Annotated in this window: 11 protein-coding genes; 9 read left to right on the forward strand and 2 right to left on the reverse strand. The window is 71.4% G+C overall.

Going from position 1 to position 17,384, the window contains the following annotated elements; genetic code table 11:
* Window positions 1–46: 46 nt before the first annotated feature.
* The 6 genes from OG884_RS23650 to OG884_RS23675 all read left to right on the forward strand — a co-directional run bounded on the left by OG884_RS23650 (window position 47) and on the right by OG884_RS23675 (window position 11,252).
* Window positions 47–2,260 (forward strand): acyl-CoA dehydrogenase, encoded by a 2,214-nt coding sequence (locus OG884_RS23650; RefSeq protein ID WP_326636254.1) that lies wholly within the window; start codon window positions 47–49, stop codon window positions 2,258–2,260.
* A 123-nt stretch (window positions 2,261–2,383) separates the two neighbouring features.
* Window positions 2,384–4,057 (forward strand): hypothetical protein, encoded by a 1,674-nt coding sequence (locus OG884_RS23655; protein ID WP_326636256.1) that lies wholly within the window; start codon window positions 2,384–2,386, stop codon window positions 4,055–4,057.
* A gap of 403 nt (window positions 4,058–4,460) precedes the next feature.
* Window positions 4,461–5,780 (forward strand): glycosyltransferase family 4 protein, encoded by a 1,320-nt coding sequence (locus OG884_RS23660; protein ID WP_326636258.1) that lies wholly within the window; start codon window positions 4,461–4,463, stop codon window positions 5,778–5,780.
* The gene (locus tag OG884_RS23665; protein ID WP_326636260.1) at window positions 5,777–9,973 is read left to right on the forward strand and encodes an alpha-(1->3)-arabinofuranosyltransferase domain-containing protein; all 4,197 of its coding nucleotides are present in this window, start codon (window positions 5,777–5,779) and stop codon (window positions 9,971–9,973) included. Before OG884_RS23660 ends, OG884_RS23665 begins: the two co-directional genes overlap by 4 nt.
* On the forward strand, window positions 9,970–10,932 hold the full coding sequence (locus tag OG884_RS23670; protein ID WP_326636262.1) for a DUF3068 domain-containing protein: 963 nt from the start codon (window positions 9,970–9,972) through the stop codon (window positions 10,930–10,932). Before OG884_RS23665 ends, OG884_RS23670 begins: the two co-directional genes overlap by 4 nt.
* The gene (locus OG884_RS23675) at window positions 10,929–11,252 is read left to right on the forward strand and encodes a hypothetical protein (protein ID WP_326636263.1); all 324 of its coding nucleotides are present in this window, start codon (window positions 10,929–10,931) and stop codon (window positions 11,250–11,252) included. Before OG884_RS23670 ends, OG884_RS23675 begins: the two co-directional genes overlap by 4 nt.
* Here the strand turns inward: OG884_RS23675 and OG884_RS23680 are convergent.
* Window positions 11,233–12,021: a methyltransferase domain-containing protein gene (locus OG884_RS23680; protein WP_442811510.1), complete on the reverse strand. Its 789-nt coding sequence runs from the start codon at window positions 12,019–12,021 to the stop codon at window positions 11,233–11,235. The genes OG884_RS23675 and OG884_RS23680 overlap by 20 nt on opposite strands.
* Before the next feature lie 78 nt (window positions 12,022–12,099).
* Between OG884_RS23680 and OG884_RS23685 the strand changes: the two genes are divergently transcribed.
* Window positions 12,100–13,983 carry a hypothetical protein gene (locus OG884_RS23685; protein ID WP_326636266.1) on the forward strand — a complete coding sequence of 628 codons (1,884 nt, stop codon included), beginning with the start codon at window positions 12,100–12,102 and terminating at the stop codon, window positions 13,981–13,983.
* A gap of 64 nt (window positions 13,984–14,047) precedes the next feature.
* Here the strand turns inward: OG884_RS23685 and OG884_RS23690 are convergent, their stop codons facing one another.
* On the reverse strand, window positions 14,048–15,256 hold the full coding sequence (locus OG884_RS23690) for an acyltransferase family protein (protein WP_326636268.1): 1,209 nt from the start codon (window positions 15,254–15,256) through the stop codon (window positions 14,048–14,050).
* A 201-nt stretch (window positions 15,257–15,457) separates the two neighbouring features.
* Here OG884_RS23690 and OG884_RS23695 point away from each other — a divergent pair, with 201 nt between their 5' ends.
* Window positions 15,458–16,390 carry a DUF3068 domain-containing protein gene (locus tag OG884_RS23695; protein WP_326636270.1) on the forward strand — a complete coding sequence of 311 codons (933 nt, stop codon included), beginning with the start codon at window positions 15,458–15,460 and terminating at the stop codon, window positions 16,388–16,390.
* A 23-nt stretch (window positions 16,391–16,413) separates the two neighbouring features.
* A complete protein-coding gene (locus OG884_RS23700) occupies window positions 16,414–17,343 on the forward strand; it encodes a decaprenyl-phosphate phosphoribosyltransferase (RefSeq protein ID WP_326636272.1) in 930 nt (309 codons plus the stop codon).
* Window positions 17,344–17,384 lie beyond the last annotated feature (41 nt).

Genomic DNA, 17,384 nt, shown 5'->3' on the forward strand with positions numbered 1-17,384 from the left:
CCTTCTAGAATATGGTTCTGGCATTGAATCGCGTCTGGAGGCTGTAATGGCGATCGGATTGAGCGAGGAGCACGAGGCGCTCCGGGAATCGGTGACCGGGTGGGCGGAGCGCAACATCCCGTCCGAGGTCGTGCGCGCCATCATCGCGGCAGAGGGCGAGGAGCGCCCCGGCTTCTGGTCGGGACTGGCCGACCAGGGCCTGCTCGGCCTGCACATTCCCGAGGAGCACGGCGGCAGCGGCTACGGCCTGCTGGAGACCGCCGTCGCCGTCGAGGCCCTCGGCGAGCGCGTCGCCCCGGGTCCCTACGTTCCCACGGTGCTCGCCAGTGCCGCGATCCTCGCCTCCGACGGCAAGGCCCACGCCGAGCTCCTGCCCGGCCTCGCCGACGGCACGCTGACCGGCGCGGTCGCGCTGACCGCCTCGATCACCGGCACCCACGGCGAGGACGGCGCCCTGACGATCGGCGGCGCCGCCGATCTGGTGCTGGGCGGCGCACTGGCCGACGTCCTGGTGCTCCCGGTGAGCACGGACCGCGGCGAGGAGTGGGTCGCGGTGGACGCCTCCGCGGCGACCGTGACGCCGGTCGGCTCGCTCGACATCACCCGGGGCGTGGCCAAGGTCGAGCTGGACGCGGTCACCGTACCGGCCGGGCGGGTCCTCGACGGGCTGCAGGGCCCCGAGGTGCTCAACCTGGCCGCGATCCTGCTCGGGGCCGAGGCCGCGGGCGTCGCGTCGTGGTGCGTGACCGCCGCCGCGGAGTACGCCAAGGTCCGCGTGCAGTTCGGCCGCCCGATCGGGCAGTTCCAGGGTGTCAAGCACAAGGCCGCCCGGATGCTCGTCGCCTTGGAGCAGGCCCGCGCGACGGTGTGGGATGCCGCCCGCGCCGCGGACGGCGGCGTCTCGGCGGACGAACCGGCCTACGCCACCGCGATCGCGGGCGTGATGGCCCCCGACGCGGCGGTGCTCTGCGCCAAGGACGCCGTGCAGATCTTCGGCGGCATCGGCTACACCTACGAGCACGACGCCCACCTGTACTACCGCCGCGCGCTGACCCTGCGCGCCCTGCTCGGCCCCTCCAGCGAGTGGGCCGAGTCGGTCGCCGAGCTGGCGCTGAACGGTGTGAGCAGGGAGCTGGAGATCGAGCTGCCGGAGGAGGCCGCCGAGCTGCGCGAGAGCATCCGGGCCGAGGTCGCCGCCTTCGCCGCGCTGGAGGGCGAGGAGCAGAAGCGGGCGCTGGCCAAGGCCGGCTACGTCATGCCGCACCTGGCCAGGCCGTGGGGCCGCGACGCCAAGCCGCTGGAGCAGGTTCTCATCTTCCAGGAGCTCAAGGCCGCCGGGGTCAAGCTACCCCAGATGATCATCGGTGCCTGGGTGGTGCCGTCGATCGTCGCGTACGGCACCCCCGAGCAGCAGGAGAGCTTCCTGCTCCCCACGCTGAGCGGCGAGATGATCTGGTGCCAGCTCTTCTCCGAGCCCGGCGCCGGCTCCGACCTCGCGTCCCTGCAGATGAAGGCCGAGAAGGTCGAGGGCGGCTGGCGGCTCAACGGCCAGAAGATCTGGACCTCCGTGGCGCACGTCGCCGAGTGGGGCATCTGCATCGCCCGCAACTCCTCGGCGGGTTCCAAGCACGAGGGCATCACCTACTTCATCGTCGACATGAAGGCCGCCGGCGTCACGGTCAGGCCGCTCACCGAGATGACCGGTGAGAACCTGTTCAACGAGGTCTTCCTCGACGACGTGTTCGTTCCGGACGAGATGGTCGTCGGCGAGGTGGGCCAGGGCTGGAAGGTGGCGAGGAACACCCTGTCCAACGAGCGGGTCTCGCTCTCGGGTGGCTCGGGCGGCACCGGCGCGTCCGTTCCCGACCTGCTCGGCCTGGTCGGACGTCTCGGCCGGGAACTGACCGCCGCCGAGCGACAGGAGCTGGCGCGGGTCGTCTGCGAGGGGCACTCGATCGCCGCCCTCGGCCTGCGGGTGACCCTGAAGCAGCTGACCGGCGCCGAGCCCGGCGCCGACGCCTCGGTCCGCAAGCTGCTGTCCACCTCGCACGCCCAGCACGTCTCGGAGTGCGCGGTCTCGCTGCTCGGCTCCTCGGCCGTCGTCGCCGCGGACATGAAGCTCGGCGACGCCGGTTACTGGAACCGCGCCGTGCTCGCCACCCGCGCCATGACGATCTACGGCGGTACCACGGAGGTGCAGCTCAACATCATCGGTGAGCGCATGCTCGGCCTGCCCCGCGATCCGGAACCGGGCAAGTAGTCCGCGGCTCAACATCATCGGTGAGTGCATGCTCGGCTGCCCGGCGATCCGGAACCGGGCAAGTAGTCCGTGACTCCGGATATATGCATGTATATCCGGAGCAAGCACATAAAGTCGGTCAGCATGGGCGGCGACTGGGGCGAGACAGCGAAGCGGTTCGCGCCCGCCCTGCTCGGGCTGCTGTTCGGGCTGCTCGCTCTCGGTCCCGCGCTGGGGCCGGGATTCGTGCTCAGGTACGACATGGTGTTCGTGCCCGATCCGCCGCCGGTCCTTCCCGGGGAGGGGTTTCCCCGGGCGGTGCCCAGTGACCTGGTGGTCGCGTTCCTTTCCTGGATCGTCCCCGAGCAGGTGGTCCAGAAGGTCGTCCTGCTGGGAATCTTCGTGCTGGCCGCGTCCGGCGCGGCCACGCTGGTGCCCTCGGGGAAGCTGGGGCCCCGCCTGGCGGCGGCGGCCTTCTACACCTGGAACGCCTACCTCGCCCAGCGGCTCCTGCTCGGCCAGTGGGCACTGTTGCTGGGGGTCGCGGGGCTGCCCTGGGCGGTGCGCGCGGTGGCGCTCGGCGGGCGGTCGCGGCTGGTCGCCGCGCTGCTCCCGGCGGCGGTGGGCGGGTTCCAGGCGATGTTGGTCGCCGCGCCCGCCCTGCTCGCGACGGCGGCGACCGCGCCGGGGGCGACCGCGTCGGTGGCGGCCGGGGGAACGCCCGCGTCGGTGGTGACCGGGGGAACGCCCGCGCCGGGGGCCGGCGCGACCTCCGCCAGGAGGGTGCGGGTCCGGCGGGTGGTGGAGGTCGCGCTGGTCATGGCGGTGCTGAGCCTGCCGTGGCTGGTGCCCGCGCTGAGTAGCCGGGCCGTGACCGATCCGGCTGGGGCCTGGGCGTTCGCGGCCCGGGCCGACGGTCCACTGGGTACGGTCGGCAGCCTGCTCTCGCTCGGCGGGATCTGGAACGCCCACGCCGTCCTGCCGGGCCAGGAGACCTGGTGGTCGGCGATCGTACGACTGGTGCTCGCCGCGGTCGCCGTCTGGGGGTTCTTTCGCCTCTCCGGCTCGCCGGCGCCCCACGGTGCCGGGGCGGCGAAGTCGTACCGGGCGGGGCTGGCGGTGGCGGCGGTGGCCGGGTTGGCGGTGGCGCTGGCGGGAGCCTTCGCGCCCGGCGCGCTGGGCGGCCTGATCGGCTGGTGGCCCGGGTTCGGGCCGCTCCGCGACGGGCAGCTGTACCTTGCCCCGTTCGTCCTGCTGCAGGCGGTGGGCCTGGCCGCGGTCGTCGCGCGCTGGAACTCGCGCGCCGTCGCAGCCGTCGCGGTGGCCGTCCCGATCCTGGTCCTGCCCACCTTCGCCCTCGGCGTGTTCGGCAGGCTGTCGGCGGTGGACTACCCGGACGAGTGGCGGGAGGTCCAGGCGATCGTGAACGCCGACCCCGCGCCGGGGGCGCTGCTGTCGCTGCCGTGGGGGGCGCACCGGGCGTTCGGCTGGAACGGCCATCGGGTGATCCTCGATCCCGCGACCAAGATGTTCCGGCGCCGGGTGCTCTGGAACGACGCGCTGCTGGTGGGGCTGCCCGGAGGTGGCAGGCTGCGGGTCGGGGCGGAGAGTCCGGCGTCCGCCGCGGTGGAGGCGGCGCTGGGCGCCGAGCCGGGTGGGCGAATGGTGGCGCTAGCAGGGTTAAATATCCGTTATGTTCTTATTTATGGGGGTGGCAACTCATTTCACATCCCAGGGGGCGGTGACCCGTTCCACGGTTCGACGACTGTCTTCCAGGGGCACGAACTCCGACTCCTGCGCCTCGAAGCACCCGCCTGAGCTGGGCATACCCTCAACTCTTCGCGCTACCCGGCGGTAACCTTATCCGTCACATTTTTCCCAAAACTATGGATTATGAGGTGAATCGCGTCCTACTCTCGGCACACTGTCCGAATTCTGGAGGGAGAGCTCAGTGTTACGAGTGATCGCAGCCCTGGCCGTTGGTGCGGTGCTTGCGGTAGGTGCCTCCGTGGCAATGGTGAACGTGGCCGCGCCCACGCCGGAGCCGCCCAACAGGCCTCTGTACAACTACGGCGACAGGTGATCCGGGGGGCCGGGTAAGGGCCCCTCGGACACGGTTTTTCCCAGCCACTCAGGCTGAACGTCATTGGGAGACAAGGGGGTGTGGCTCTGCCATGCCCCGAGTCGGGCGCGTGCCGCCGCAGAGGACCGAGGAGACAATGTGGCCGACACCGTGGCCTTTTCCGGCGGGGACGTGAACGCCGGATCCCGTCTGTTCGACCCGTCGTGGCCCAACCTGAGCGTGGAGGTCATCGAGACCCCCGAGGCGTCCCTGCGCGGAGTCCGGGTGGCGGTGCTGAACTTTCGCGAGCCACAGCAGTCGGCGGCCGGCGGTGCCGAGGAATACGCCTGGCAGGTCAGCCGCCACCTGATCGCGCAGGGGGCCTCGGTCCACTTCGTGACCGGCCGCGAGCCCGGCCAGGCCGGAGCCGAGCGGCGCAACGGTGTCGAGCTGCGCAGGATGGGCAACCGCTACCTCGTCTACCTGCTCGTACCGCTCTGGCTGCTGCTGCACCGCCGCCGCTTCGACGTGGTCATCGACTCGATGAACGGCATCCCGTTCTTCTCCCCCCTCGTGGTGCGGCGCCGTACCACGGTGCTCTGCCTGGTGCACCACGTGCACGACCGGCAGTTCCACGCCTTCCTGCCCTCCTGGCTGGCCAGGATCGGCTGCTTCATCGAGGGGCCCGTGGCCCGGCTGCTCTACCGCCGCCGCACCACGATCACGGTTTCCGAGTCGTCCAGGACGGACCTCCGTACCAGGCTGCGCTGGCTGGCCCCGATCCAGGTCGTCCCCAACGGCAGCTCGGTGGCCCGCTCGGCCGCGCGGCACACCCTGCCCGGCGACCCCGCCTTGGTCTACCTGGGCCGGTTGGTCGGCCACAAACGGGTCGACCGCGTCGTCGGCCTGGCGGCCGAGCTGGCCGAGAGCCGTCCGGACCTGCGCGTACACGTGGTGGGCCGCGGGCCGGAGACCGACGCCCTGCTGGCGACGGCGGCCGAGCTGGGCGTCGCCGACCGCGTGCATCTGCACGGATTCCTCAGCGAATCGGGCAAGAACGCCGTGCTCGGCTCAGCCCTGCTGAACGTGACCGCCTCGGAGTTCGAGGGCTGGGGTCTCACCGTGATCGAGGCGGCCGCCTTCGGCGTGCCCACGGTCGCCTACGACGTCGCCGGGCTACGTGACTCGATCAAGGACGGCGTGACCGGCTGGCTGGTCCGTGACGGTGAGACGCTCGCGGACGCGGTGGACCGGGCGATCGAGGAGCTGGCCGACCCCGTGCGGCGCACGGCGATCCAGCAGGCCTGCCGGACCTGGGCAGGTGAGTTCACCTGGGGAAGAACTGGCGCTACTATGACCAGACTTATCGCCACAGAGCTCCCCGCAGCAGTCCGTCGACAGCAGCCTGTGAGCGCCGTGAGCTCGCCGGTCCGGACCTCCGACCTCCATCTCGCCATGGGTGAGACCGACCCCATTTGAGCACCGCATTGACCCCTGACAGCACGGAAGGCGGGCCCGCCCGGCTACGGCACCGGCTGCATCTGCTGGCCGGCTGCCTCCTGCTCGGGGCAATCGCGTTCAACACCTCGCCCGGCCAGGTCATCTCCGAGACCAAGCTCGACATGGCGCTCAACCCCCTCGGCTTCCTCGCCCGGGCGATGCACCTGTGGGACGGCGCGTTCTTCGGCCACCTGCAGAATCAGGCGTACGGCTACCTGTTCCCGATGGGCCCGTTCTACGCGCTCTTCGAGGCGCTGGACATGCCCCCCTGGAACATCCAGCGACTGTGGATGACCCTGGTGCTGTGCGCCGCGTTCGTCGGCGTCGAGCGGGTGGCCCGCGCGATGGACATCGGCACCCCCGCCACCCGCGTCCTGGCCGGGCTCGCCTACGCCCTGGCACCGCACGCCGTCGCGCTGATCGGGATCAACTCCTCGGAGTTCCAGCCGAGCGCGGTGCTGCCCTGGATCCTGCTGCCGCTCGTGCACGGCGCCAGGCAGCGGGCGAGCCCGCGCAGGGCGGCGGCCCTGTCGGCGCTGGCCCTCCTGTTCGCCGGCGGGATCAACGCCGTGGCCGTGCTCGCCGTGCTCGTCGTGCCGCTGCTGTACCTGCTGACCCGGAAGCGCGGACCCCGCATGAGGCACCTGCTGCTGTGGTGGCTGGGCTGCGTGGGCGCGGTGTCGATGTGGTGGCTGCTGCCCCTGCTGGTGATGGGCCGCTACATCTTCTCCTTCCTGCCCTTCATCGAGACCGCCTCCGCCACCACGTACGTCACCTCGCTGATCAATGTCCTGCGCGGCACCTCGGGCTGGCTCTCGTTCCTGCCCGTCGACGGGGAGGCGTTCCTGCCCGCGGCGTTCGAGCAGGCGACATCTCCCGCGCTGATCGCGCTGACCGCGCTGGTCGCCGGGCTCGGCCTCGCCGGGATCGCCGCCCGCGCCACCCCGGAGCGGGCGTTCCTCACGATCAGCCTGCTGGCCGGGGTCGTGATCGTCTCCGCCGGGCACACCGACGTGCTCGCCCACCCGTGGACCGAGCAGGTGAGGGCGCTGTTCGACGGTCCCCTCGCGGCCTTCCGCAACCTGCACAAATTCGACGCGCTGCTGCGGCTACCGCTCGCCCTCGGCCTGGCCGCCCTGCCACTGGCCGCTCCCGTGCGGCTGCGCAGACCCGTCCTCGCGGCGTCCGCGGTCCTCGTCGCGCTCAGCGCGCTGCCCGTCGCCACCGCGGGAACGACCCCCGCCGGCGCTTTCGACGAGGTGCCCTCCTACTGGCGGGACGCCGCGACCTGGCTGAACCGGAACACCGGGGACGGCATGGTGCTGGCCGCGCCCGGATCGCGCCGGGGCGAATACCTGTGGGGCCGCCCGATGGACGAGCCCATGCAGTCGCTGCTGACCGTGCGCTGGGCCACCCACACCAACGTGCCCTGGGGGTCGCCGGGGCTGGCCCGCCTGATCCAGGCGGTGGACGAGCGCTTCGCCACCGGCCGGGGCTCGCCGGGTCTCACCTCGGCGCTGCGCCGGATCGGGGTCACCTACCTGCTCGTCCGCAACGACCTGGCGAGGGAGAGCCTGGGCACGGCCTGGCCGGCGCGGGTCCACGAGACCATCGCCGAGTCCACCGGCCTGGAACGGGTCGCCGCCTTCGGCCCGGAGATCGGGACCAGGGCCAGCACGACGGCCGCCGGCTGGTTCGAGCAGCCCTACCAGGCTCTGGAGGTCTACGCGGTCCCCGACCCCGCGCCGCTCGTCGCCACGGTGCCCCGCGAGGGGGTCCTCCGGGTGACCGGGGCACCGGAGGCGGCGCTGGCCCTCGCGGAGGAGGGCCTGCTCGACGACGACCGGCCGATGGTGGTCGGCGACGAGTCCGGAGCGGGCGCGACGTCTCCGGAGAACACCGTGGTGACCGACACGCTGCGCCGCCGCGAGATCGTCTTCGGCGACCTGCGCCGCATCGGCACCGCCACGCTCACCGAGGAGCAGTCGCCGGAACGCGACGGGGAGAGCGACCTCACCGACCCCGCCTGGACCGCCGCCACCGCGACCGCCCGCTACTCCGGCATCCTTGACGTGCGGGCCTCCTCCGCCGAGTCACAGATCGGGGCCGGTGACCGGCGCGACCCGGGACGGCAGCCGTACGCGGCGCTGGACGCCGACCCGCGCACCGGATGGCGCTCCGACGGCTGGAACGGAGCCGTCGGGGAGTGGCTGGAGGTGCGCCTCGCCGAGCCCGTCGACATGCCGAAGATCACTGTCGCGTTCGAGCAGGGGACGCTCGGGCCCGCCGTGGCGGAGGTCGCCCTGGAGACCGACGCGGGAACGCGGCTGGTACCGGTCGCGGACTCGGCGGAACCGCAGCTGCTGAACCCGCCGGCCGGCAAGACCTCCCGGCTGCGGATCCGGGTCACCAAGCTGGTCTCAGAGCCCGCGTCGCGGGTCGGCACCCGGGTCGGCATCACCGAGGTCGCGATTCCCGGTGTGCGGGCGACACGCAGCATCGTCGTTCCCGCCGACGGTGAGCGGGATCCCGACACGGTGCTGCTGACCCGCCAGGGGACCGCGTCGCCGTGCATGCACGGCTCGGCGACCTGGACCTGCTCGCCGTCCCTGGAGATCACCGGCGAGGACGGCTCCGGCTTCGACCGCATCTTCACGGTCCAGAGCGCGGGGGAACGCGTCGTCACCGGCAGGACCGTGCTCACCGACCCCGCCTCCGCCCAGCTGCTCACCACCATCCCGGGCGCCTACCCCCAGGTGAGCGCCTCCTCCACGCTGGTCGACCATCCGGCCGTGCTCGGCCGCGCGGCCATGGACGGCGATCTGGACACGGCCTGGTACGCCCAGACCTTCGACCGCCACCCGACGCTGACCGTCAAGCTCGGCAAGAAGACCACGATCTCGCAGATCATGGTCCTCTTTCCCGACTCCTTCGTGGGGCAGCCGCCGATCAAGGTGAGCGTGCGTGGCGGCGGCCGTACCGCGCAGGGCTGGGTAGGCGCCAACGGGCGCGTCTCCTTCGCGCCGATCCGCACGGACCGCCTGGAGATCGGCTTCACCGCCCCGGCGTCCCGGCCGATCGAGGTCTCGGAGATCACCATCCCGAGAGTGAAACCGTTCGGCTCGCTGAGGCCGTTCCCGCTGAGGCTGCCCTGCGGCTACGGTCCCACGCTCACCGTGAACGGCAACCCGGTGGCCACCCAGATCGTCAGCGGCACGCTGGACGACGTGGTCAACGGCCGCCCGCTCGGCTACCGGGCCTGCGAGCCGGTCGAGCCGGGCGCAGGGGAGGTGCGGATCAGCGCGTCCCCCGGCGACGCCTTCAGGATCGAGTCGATGGTCGTGCGGACGTCCGCAGCCGATGCCCGGCGCGCGATCACGGCCACGCCCGCCACCGCGCAGGTATGGGGGCAGGAGGAGCGCCGGGTGCGGGTCTCCACCACGGGCCCCTCCTACCTGGTGGTCAACGAGAACCACAACGTCGGCTGGCAGGCCTCCCTCGGCGGCAGGCGGCTGACACCGGTCAGGCTGGACGGCTGGCGGCAGGCGTGGGAACTTCCTGCCGGCCAGGGCGTCGTGACCATGCGCTACGAGCCCGACTCCGCCTACCGTATGGCGCTGGTCGGCGGCTGGACGCTGGTGCTGCCGGTGGCGGCGTTGGCGCTCATCCGTTCCGCCTGGCCGGCCAAGTCGCGGGGGGCGAGGCCCGCCGTGATCCGGGCGGCCTGGGTCTGGCCGCTCGTCCCGCTCCTCGGCCTGTGGACCGGAGGCTTCGCGGGGATGGCGATCATCACCGGGGCGACGGCCCTGTTCGCCTGGCTGGAGGCGGTGGCCCAGGCCAGGCACGCCCGTCTCGGCGTGCTCCCCGGGCTGGCGGGCGCGGCGGCCACCCCCTGGGCGCTCGTCGTGCCGATCGGCCTGGCAGGTCTCGCGCTCGCCGCCGGCACCCGGTACGGCGGCCTCGACGCGACCGAGGTGTTCACCGGGCCGCTGACCGGTGTCGTGCCGCAGGTGCTCTGCCTGCTGGTGCTCGCCTGGCTGGCGGCCGCGCTTCCCGGTCGCGCTCCGGCCGAGGTGGCCGGTCGCGCTCCGGCCGAGGCGCCCGCGCCGCCGCGCCGCGCGTCGGCCCGGCGGCCGGCACCCGAGTCCGAATCGACGGTGGTGGGCCGGTGACCCGGGCCAGGATCCCCCGGGCGGTGTTCACGGGCGCGGGCGCCTTCCTTCTCACGCTCGCCGCGCTGCTCCGCTTCTACGTCTACGAGAGCGTGCTGGTCCTGCCACTGGAGCAGGGCAGGACCTACCGGATGGTCGCGCTGGACGCCGACTACTTCGACATGGGCACGCTGACCTCGCACACGGGTGTCCCGCTGGTGTCCACCACGACGTTGAGCGGGGACGCCGGAGCCGGGACCGCGGACACGGCGGTGTGGGTGGAGTTCACCTCATTAACGACCTCCGCCGGGGACAGGATCGACTATCACGAGCGTCGGACCGCCTTCGACCGCCGTACCGGGATGGTCGTCGACTGCTGCGAGACCTACGTCGACGAGGACCCCGACGCCCGGCAGTCGGGCCTGGCCTTCCGCCTGCCGTTCCGCGCCGAGCCGCGCTCGTACCCGATGTACGACACGACGCTCCGGCTGGCCGTCCCGCTCCGCTACGAGCGCCAGGAGCAGATCAACGGTCTGCGGACCTACCGCTACACCTACACGGCCGGCCCAGTGAAGATCGAGGACTTCCCCGAGCAGTTCCCCGGCAAGGTGCTGGGCCTGCCCGGCTGGCGGGCCATCGGCGTCTCCCGCTACGCCCAGGTGACCCGCACGCTCTGGGTCGAGCCGGAGAGCGGCCTGACCGTGAAGGTGAGGGAACGGCACCGCCAGGGCCTGCGCACCCCCGACGGCATCGAGCGCAAGAAGAGCCTCAGGGCCGACCTGGTGATGTCCGATGAGGACGTCGCCGCCCGGGTCTCCGACGTCCGTGCCTTCACCCGCTGGGTCCTCGTCGTCCGCGATCTGCTGCCCGGGGTCTTCCTCGCCGCCGGTCTGGCGCTGGTCTTCTGGGGCCTGCGTCCTCGAAGACCTCCCCGGGCTCCGGAGCCCGTCGGTGCCGCTCCGGAGCGTGAGCACGGATGAGCGGCGCCCAGGTGGCGGCCTGGGACGGCGGCTGCCTCCCGCTGAGCGACCGCACCGCCGTCGCCGACCTGCCCGCCGGGTACGAGGGGAACATCTTCCACATCGACTACCGGGTGCCGAGGGACACGCGCGCGACGGTGCTCGGGGACGGGCGGCGGGCCGAGGTCCCGCTCAGGGCCGGCCGGGACCGGGTCTACCTGCCGGCCGCGGCGGCATCGGGGCCAGGGCGGATCTCGGTCCAGGACGACGGGGTCTGCCTGCGCGCGGTGGTGCTCGGCATGGCGGTACCGGAGGAGGCGGTCAGTGGCGGCGCAGGATGAGCAGCAGGTTCCAGCTCACGATCTCGCGCAGCCCGGGAACGTGGATCACCGGGGTCGCCCAGCGCGGGTGGTAGCGGGGCAGGGCGTCCAGGACCGTGGCGTCCGGCTGCCGCCTGGCCCAGCGCAGCGCCGCGCCGACCGAGACGGGATAGAGGCCGGCGCCGTAGACGTTCTTGGGCGGTCTGCCGTACCTGCGGGTGTAGCGTTCGGCGGCGCGGTGGCCGCCGAGGTAGTGCCAGGGCGAGGTCTCGTGGCCGCCCCAGGGCGAGAGCCAGTTGGTGAAGGACAGGTAGATCACACCGCCGGGGCGGGTCACCCGGACCATCTCGTCGGCCATCCGCCACGGTTCCGGCACGTGCTCCAGCACGTTGGAGGAGAAGCAGACATCCACCGAGCCGGTCGCCAGCGGCAGGTCGAGCGCGCTGCCCAGCACCGCGCCCTCCGGAGCGGCGCCCTGGCGGGCCGTCATCTCGCCCGCGTCGCAGTCCACGCAGACCGGCCGGGCGCCCACGGACCGCAGCACGTCCGTGAAGTAGCCGGGGCCGCCACCGACGTCGGCGACGAGCGCGCCGTCCAGTTCGGTGTAGGAGGCGAGCTGGGCCACCGTGTCCCGGGCCAGCATGCCGTAGAAGAAGTCCGGATCGCTCTGCTCCTTGCGGAAGCCGCCGAGCAGGGCGATGGACCGGCCCAGGGTAGCACGGAACGGTGCCCGGGAGGTCTCCAATGCTGCTCCTCCACGGAGTAGAACGAACCAGGTGGAGCGGAGCATAACACCGCGTTGCCAGCGAACTTTTCACACTCGTAGGCTGTTTTGCCGGAACACGGGGAGCTAGAAGGGGGAGGGCCGGTGGAGGCCGCGGAGACGGAACGCCCGGAGCGGCCGGAGCCGTCGGCGCTGCGGATCGTGCTGCCCGGCTGGCCGGCGGCCCTCCGCAGCCCGGTGCTGCTCGGCGCCGCCCTGCTCATCGTGGTGTCGCTCGTGCTGCGGGTGCTGATCCTGCGCGACTCCTACTTCGTCGAGGACGACCTGCTCTTCGTCGGCGACGCCTACCAGAGCGACCTCACCCTCGACTTCGTGACCCGGGTGCACAAGGGGCACTTCATGCCCGGCGCCCTCGCGCTGACCTGGGTGCTCTCGCGCATCGCGCCCTACGACTGGCTGCTGGTGGCCGGTGTCACGTTCGTCGCGCAGGCGCTGCTCAGCGTGCTGGCGCTCAGGCTGCTGCGGATCCTGTTCGGCACCCGGCCGGCGATCCTGCCGCTGCTGGCCCTGTTCCTGTTCTCCCCGCTGACGATCCCGGCCTTTGGCTGGTGGGCGGCCGCCATCAACGCGGTGCCGCTCCAGCTCGCCCTGGTACTCGCGCTGACCGGCCAGGTCCGTTTCGCTCACGGCGAGGGCGCCCGGTACGGCCGGCACGCGCTGGCGTGGTGCGTGGTCGGCATGGCCTTCAGCACCAAGGGGGTCTTCGTCACCTTCCTGCTCTTCGCCCTGACCACCGCCTTCCTGCGGGAGAGGGAGACGGGCTGGATCTCCTCGATGCTCGGCGAGGTACGGCGGCACTGGCGGCTCTGGTCGGTGCACGTGATGGCGCTCGCCACCTACACGATCGTCTATCTCGCCAGGATGGGAACGGCGCCGGGGGAGGGCGCCTCGGTGCCCGATCCCGGCGTGGCCGCCGACCTGTTCTCGCTCCTGCTGGGCCGGACGTTCCCCAGCGGGGCGATCGGCGGTCCTGTCGACTGGGCGCCGACCCCGACCGGCGGCCTGACCGCCCCCTCCGACGTCCTCGTCGCCGTCTCCTGGGCGGTCCTGGCGGTCCTGCTGGTGATCACCGTCCTCTACCGGCGCCGCGCGCTGCGGGCGTGGCTCGTCCTGGGCGGCTACCTGCTGCTCGCCGACGCGATCCCCACGGTGATCGCCCGGGGCAACTACACGTCGCTGGTGGGCCTGGAGAGCCGTTACGTCGCGGACGCGGTGGTCGTCCTGATGATCTGCCTGGGGCTCGCCCTGCTGCCGGTCAGGGGGGAGAGCGGCGCCTACCGCCACGCGCTGCCCGCGCCGTCCGCGCTCGTCCTAGCCGCGGGGCTGACCTCGAGTGCCTACCTCATGCTGTCGACGATCTCGATCGGCGCCTATCGGGACACCCTCACCGGCGACCGCGTCCGCTCCTACCTCGACACGGCCGCCGCTCAGCTCGCCGCGGCGCCGGACAACGTGGTGATCTATCCGACCACACTCCCCGACGACATCGTGCTCCCGGTCAACGGTGAACGGCGGCTCAGCAGCCACCTGCTCGCCCCGCTGGCCCGCCCGACCGTACGGGTCAGGATGGCGCACCCGGAACCCTCGGAGGACGCCAAGGTCTTCAACCGGGAAGGCAGGCTGGTGCGGATGAGCATCTTCGGCTTCCTGGCCACCAGGGGCGAGGGCGAGCGGTGCATGCGGACCCTGGACGGCACCGCGTTCTTCCCCGACGCGGTCTCCTTCGGCGGGAAGGCCACGGCGGGCGCGCTGGCCTACGTCTCCGACCGGCCGGTCTCGGTGACCGTGCAGGTCGGTGAGGAACGGATCGTGCTCAGCCTGAAGAAGACCTCAGACGGCCTCGTCCACTTCCCGGTGACGGGGGTGGGCAAGGGGATGAACATCGTGATGGACGACCCGACGGCCCCGCTCTGCCTGACCGGCGTCGCACTCGGGGCGCCGGTCGCCGAGGGCGAGCAGCCCTTCTAGCCTCTTGGAGGTCTCTCGGGTCCGGCCACCGTACCGGGTCGGGTCGTACATGTGAGCAGCCCTCCTAGCCCTTGGAGGTCTCCGGGGTCCGCCGTACGGGTTGCAGGTCCGATCCCTCCGCGGGCTCCGGGCGCAGGGGCGGGCGCACGAGGCGGTTGAGACGCTGGGCGGGCTGTTCCACGAACAGGTAGGTCAGGGTGGCCATCACGAGCGTGATGACGGTGATGGGGACCAGGTTGGCCAGGAAGTCGCCGGAGAACTGCTGCTGCTCGGTGAAGCCGTACCACAGGTAGATGGCCGCGAACTGCCAGAGGAAGACGCCGTAGGAGATGCGGCCGAGGAAGCCCATCACCGGGTTGGCGAGCAGGGCCTTCACCGGTGAGTCGCCCGGCGGTGGCAGCGTGGCCGGGACGAGCAGGCACAGGGCCACGATCGCGTAGAGGGCCAGCTCGAACAGGCCCGACCAGACGCCGTCGATGCCGAGGAAGCGGGTTCCGGTCACGGGGGAGGCGGCGACGGCGTACGCCAGGGCGGCGACCAGCCACCACGAGCCGGGGGAGGCCCACACCGCCCGTTCGAAACGCCGGGCGGGGGAGTCGGTGTCCGGGGTGGCGCGGATCCAGGCCAGCACCACGGCCAGCGCCATCCCCACGGCGAAGAAGATCATCGACCGGGGCGGCCAGCTGTTCAGGAAGGGCCGGTACTCCGGATAGTAGGTCAGCAGCGTCCAGGCGAAGGAGAGTGCGATCAGCACGCCCAGGCCCATCAGCAGCCGCCGGGCCCGCCGGTGCACGTCCGCCCCGCCGCGCCGGGCGAAGGCGGCCAGGCCCGCCGCGAGCAGCGGGAGCAGAAGGTAGAAGGCCATCTCGACCGAGAGGCTCCACATCTGGGCCAGGCCCTTGGGCCCCAGGCCGAACCACCAGGGCTCGGTGACGTAGTTCTGGTTGAGGGTCAGGAGCGTCAGCCAGCTCCAGGCGTCGGAGACGTGGTCGCGCGACCAGATGAACATGGTCACCACGACCACCAGCCAGTAGGCGGGCAGGATGCGCACCGCCCGCTTCCACAGGTAGGAACGGGTGTGGACGTCGGGGGTCCCGCACAGTAGCGCGGCCGCGTAGGGGCGGTAGAGCAGCAGCCCGGAGAGCGCGAAGAAGATCGGCACCGCCACGTCGCCGCGGGAGAGCAACGCGCCGCCGAAGCCGTCGCGCAGCGCGGCACCGGACTCGCTCGCGACATGGAAGACGAGCACCGCGAACGAGGCGATGGCCCGCACACCGTCAAGAGTGGCCAGATGTCCGGATATTTTAGGGGGAGGCTGCGGAGAAAGCCGTTCCGATCTAGAACTTGTTTCGGTCACTTTCCGCATCCCTCGGTGGCGTCGATCAGTCGCTGCACTTAACATACTGGTCAGTAGTCTTGTCAATCCACTTATTTCCCCCTAAACCCCCCATGCTGTAATCCCCCAGGAGGGTAGATGCGTCGGGTCGTCGGAGTGACCCTGTTAGCCGTCGGGGCGTTCCTCGTTGTGCTCGCGCCGCTGGTGCGGTTCCAGATCGGCGGCAACCTGATCGCGGCTCCGGCCGCCCAATACGGGATCAGCAAGCTGGAGGCCACCGGGGCGCAGTACTTCAGCGCCAAGGAGCTCAAGGTGATGACCGGCGACCTGACCATCACCGTCACCACCCGCGGGGACGTGTCCCAGTTCCAGGGCGACCGGGTCGTCTGGGACGAGTTCACCGTGGTCAACGACCCGACGAACGATAACCCGAGCTTCTCGTTCGGCCAGCGGCGCAGTGCTTTCAACAAGTACACCGGCGAGGGCATCAACTGCTGCGCGGTGAACATCGACAAGAAGCCCAGCAAGCTTGAGGGACAGATCTACAAGTTCCCCTTCGACGTCGAGAAGAAGACCTACAAGGTCTTCAACTCCGTCGCGGGCGTGGCCTTCGACGCCACCTTCGTCGGCGAGGAGGACGTCAACGGCCTGCCGGCGTACAAGTTCGAGCAGGTGGCCCCGGAGACGAAGACCGAGACCCATGGCATCCCCGCTTCGATCATGGGCGTGAAGGACGCGAAGGGCAAGGACGTGAAGGGCGACGTCCAGGTGGACCGGTTCTACGAGGGCAAGAACACCTACTGGATCGAGCCGGTGACCGGCTCACCGGTCAAGCAGGAGCAGCAGCGCAACGACGTCCTGAGGACCCAGGACGGCGCCCACAGCATCGTCGCCTTCGCGGCGACGGTCAAGATGACCTCCCAGACCGTCGACGAGCTGGTGCGCAACGCCACCGAGGGCAAGAACCAGATCACCCTGCTCAAGGTGACGATCCCGGCGATCCTGGTGCTGCTGGGGCTCGCCCTGCTGGTCACCGGATTCCTCCTGGTCCGCCGGACCGGCCGGGGCTGACGATCGGAATGCGGTGAGCTCCGGTGAACGAGAAAGCGGTGGCCGGGCACACCTCCCCTGACGCTCCGGAACCCACCCTCTCAGGCGCCCGGAGGTTCTCGCCCGTCGCCCTTGCCCGGGCCTGCCGCCCGCGCCAGTGGCTGAAGAACGCCCTGGTGTTCGCGGCCCCGGCGGCGGCCGGCGTACTGGGAACCGCCCAGGGCCTGCTGGGCGCGCTGATCGCCTTCGTGGCGTTCTGCCTGGCCGCCGGCGGCACCTACCTGCTCAACGACGCCGCCGACGTCGAGGCCGACCGCCGCCACCCGCGCAAGCGCCACCGCCCCGTCGCGGCGGGCCTGGTCTCGGTACGGCTCGCGTGGACCGTCGGAGTCCTGCTCATCGTGCTCGCCCCGGCGTTCGCCGCGCTGTCGGGTGACTGGCGGCTGCCGGCCGTCGTCGTCGGATACCTGGCGCTGACCTTCGCCTACACCTACTGGCTCAAGCACGAGGTGGTGGTGGACCTGGTCGCGGTCGCGGGCTGCCACGTGATCCGCGCCTTCGGCGGGGCGGTCGCCGTGGATGTGCCGGTGACGAGCTGGTTCCTTGTGGTGATCTCGCTCGGCTCGCTCCAGCTCGTGGCGGGCAAACGGGAGGCCGAGCTGCGCGCCTCCGCCGGCGGCAACTCCACCCGCGCCATCCTGGCCGCCTACACCCCCGGCTACCTGGCCGGTGTCCGGATGATGTCGTCCGGCGCCATGATCGTGACCTACTGCCTGTGGGCGCTCAACGACCACCCGGGACCGTTCTACGGGATCAGCATCGTGCCCTTCCTGCTCATCGTGCTGCGGCACAATCTGCTGGTGGACCGGGGAGTGGGGGAGGAGCCGGAGGAGCTCGCCCTGCGCGACCGGCCCACCCAGGTGTTCGTCGCGCTCCTGCTCGTCTCGCTCGCCCTCGGGATCTACCCGCCTTGACCCCCTCTCCAGCGCCGAAGCCCGAGGTCTCCATGCCCAAG

The organism is Streptosporangium sp. NBC_01755 (assembly GCF_035917995.1).
Classification (GTDB): domain Bacteria; phylum Actinomycetota; class Actinomycetes; order Streptosporangiales; family Streptosporangiaceae; genus Streptosporangium.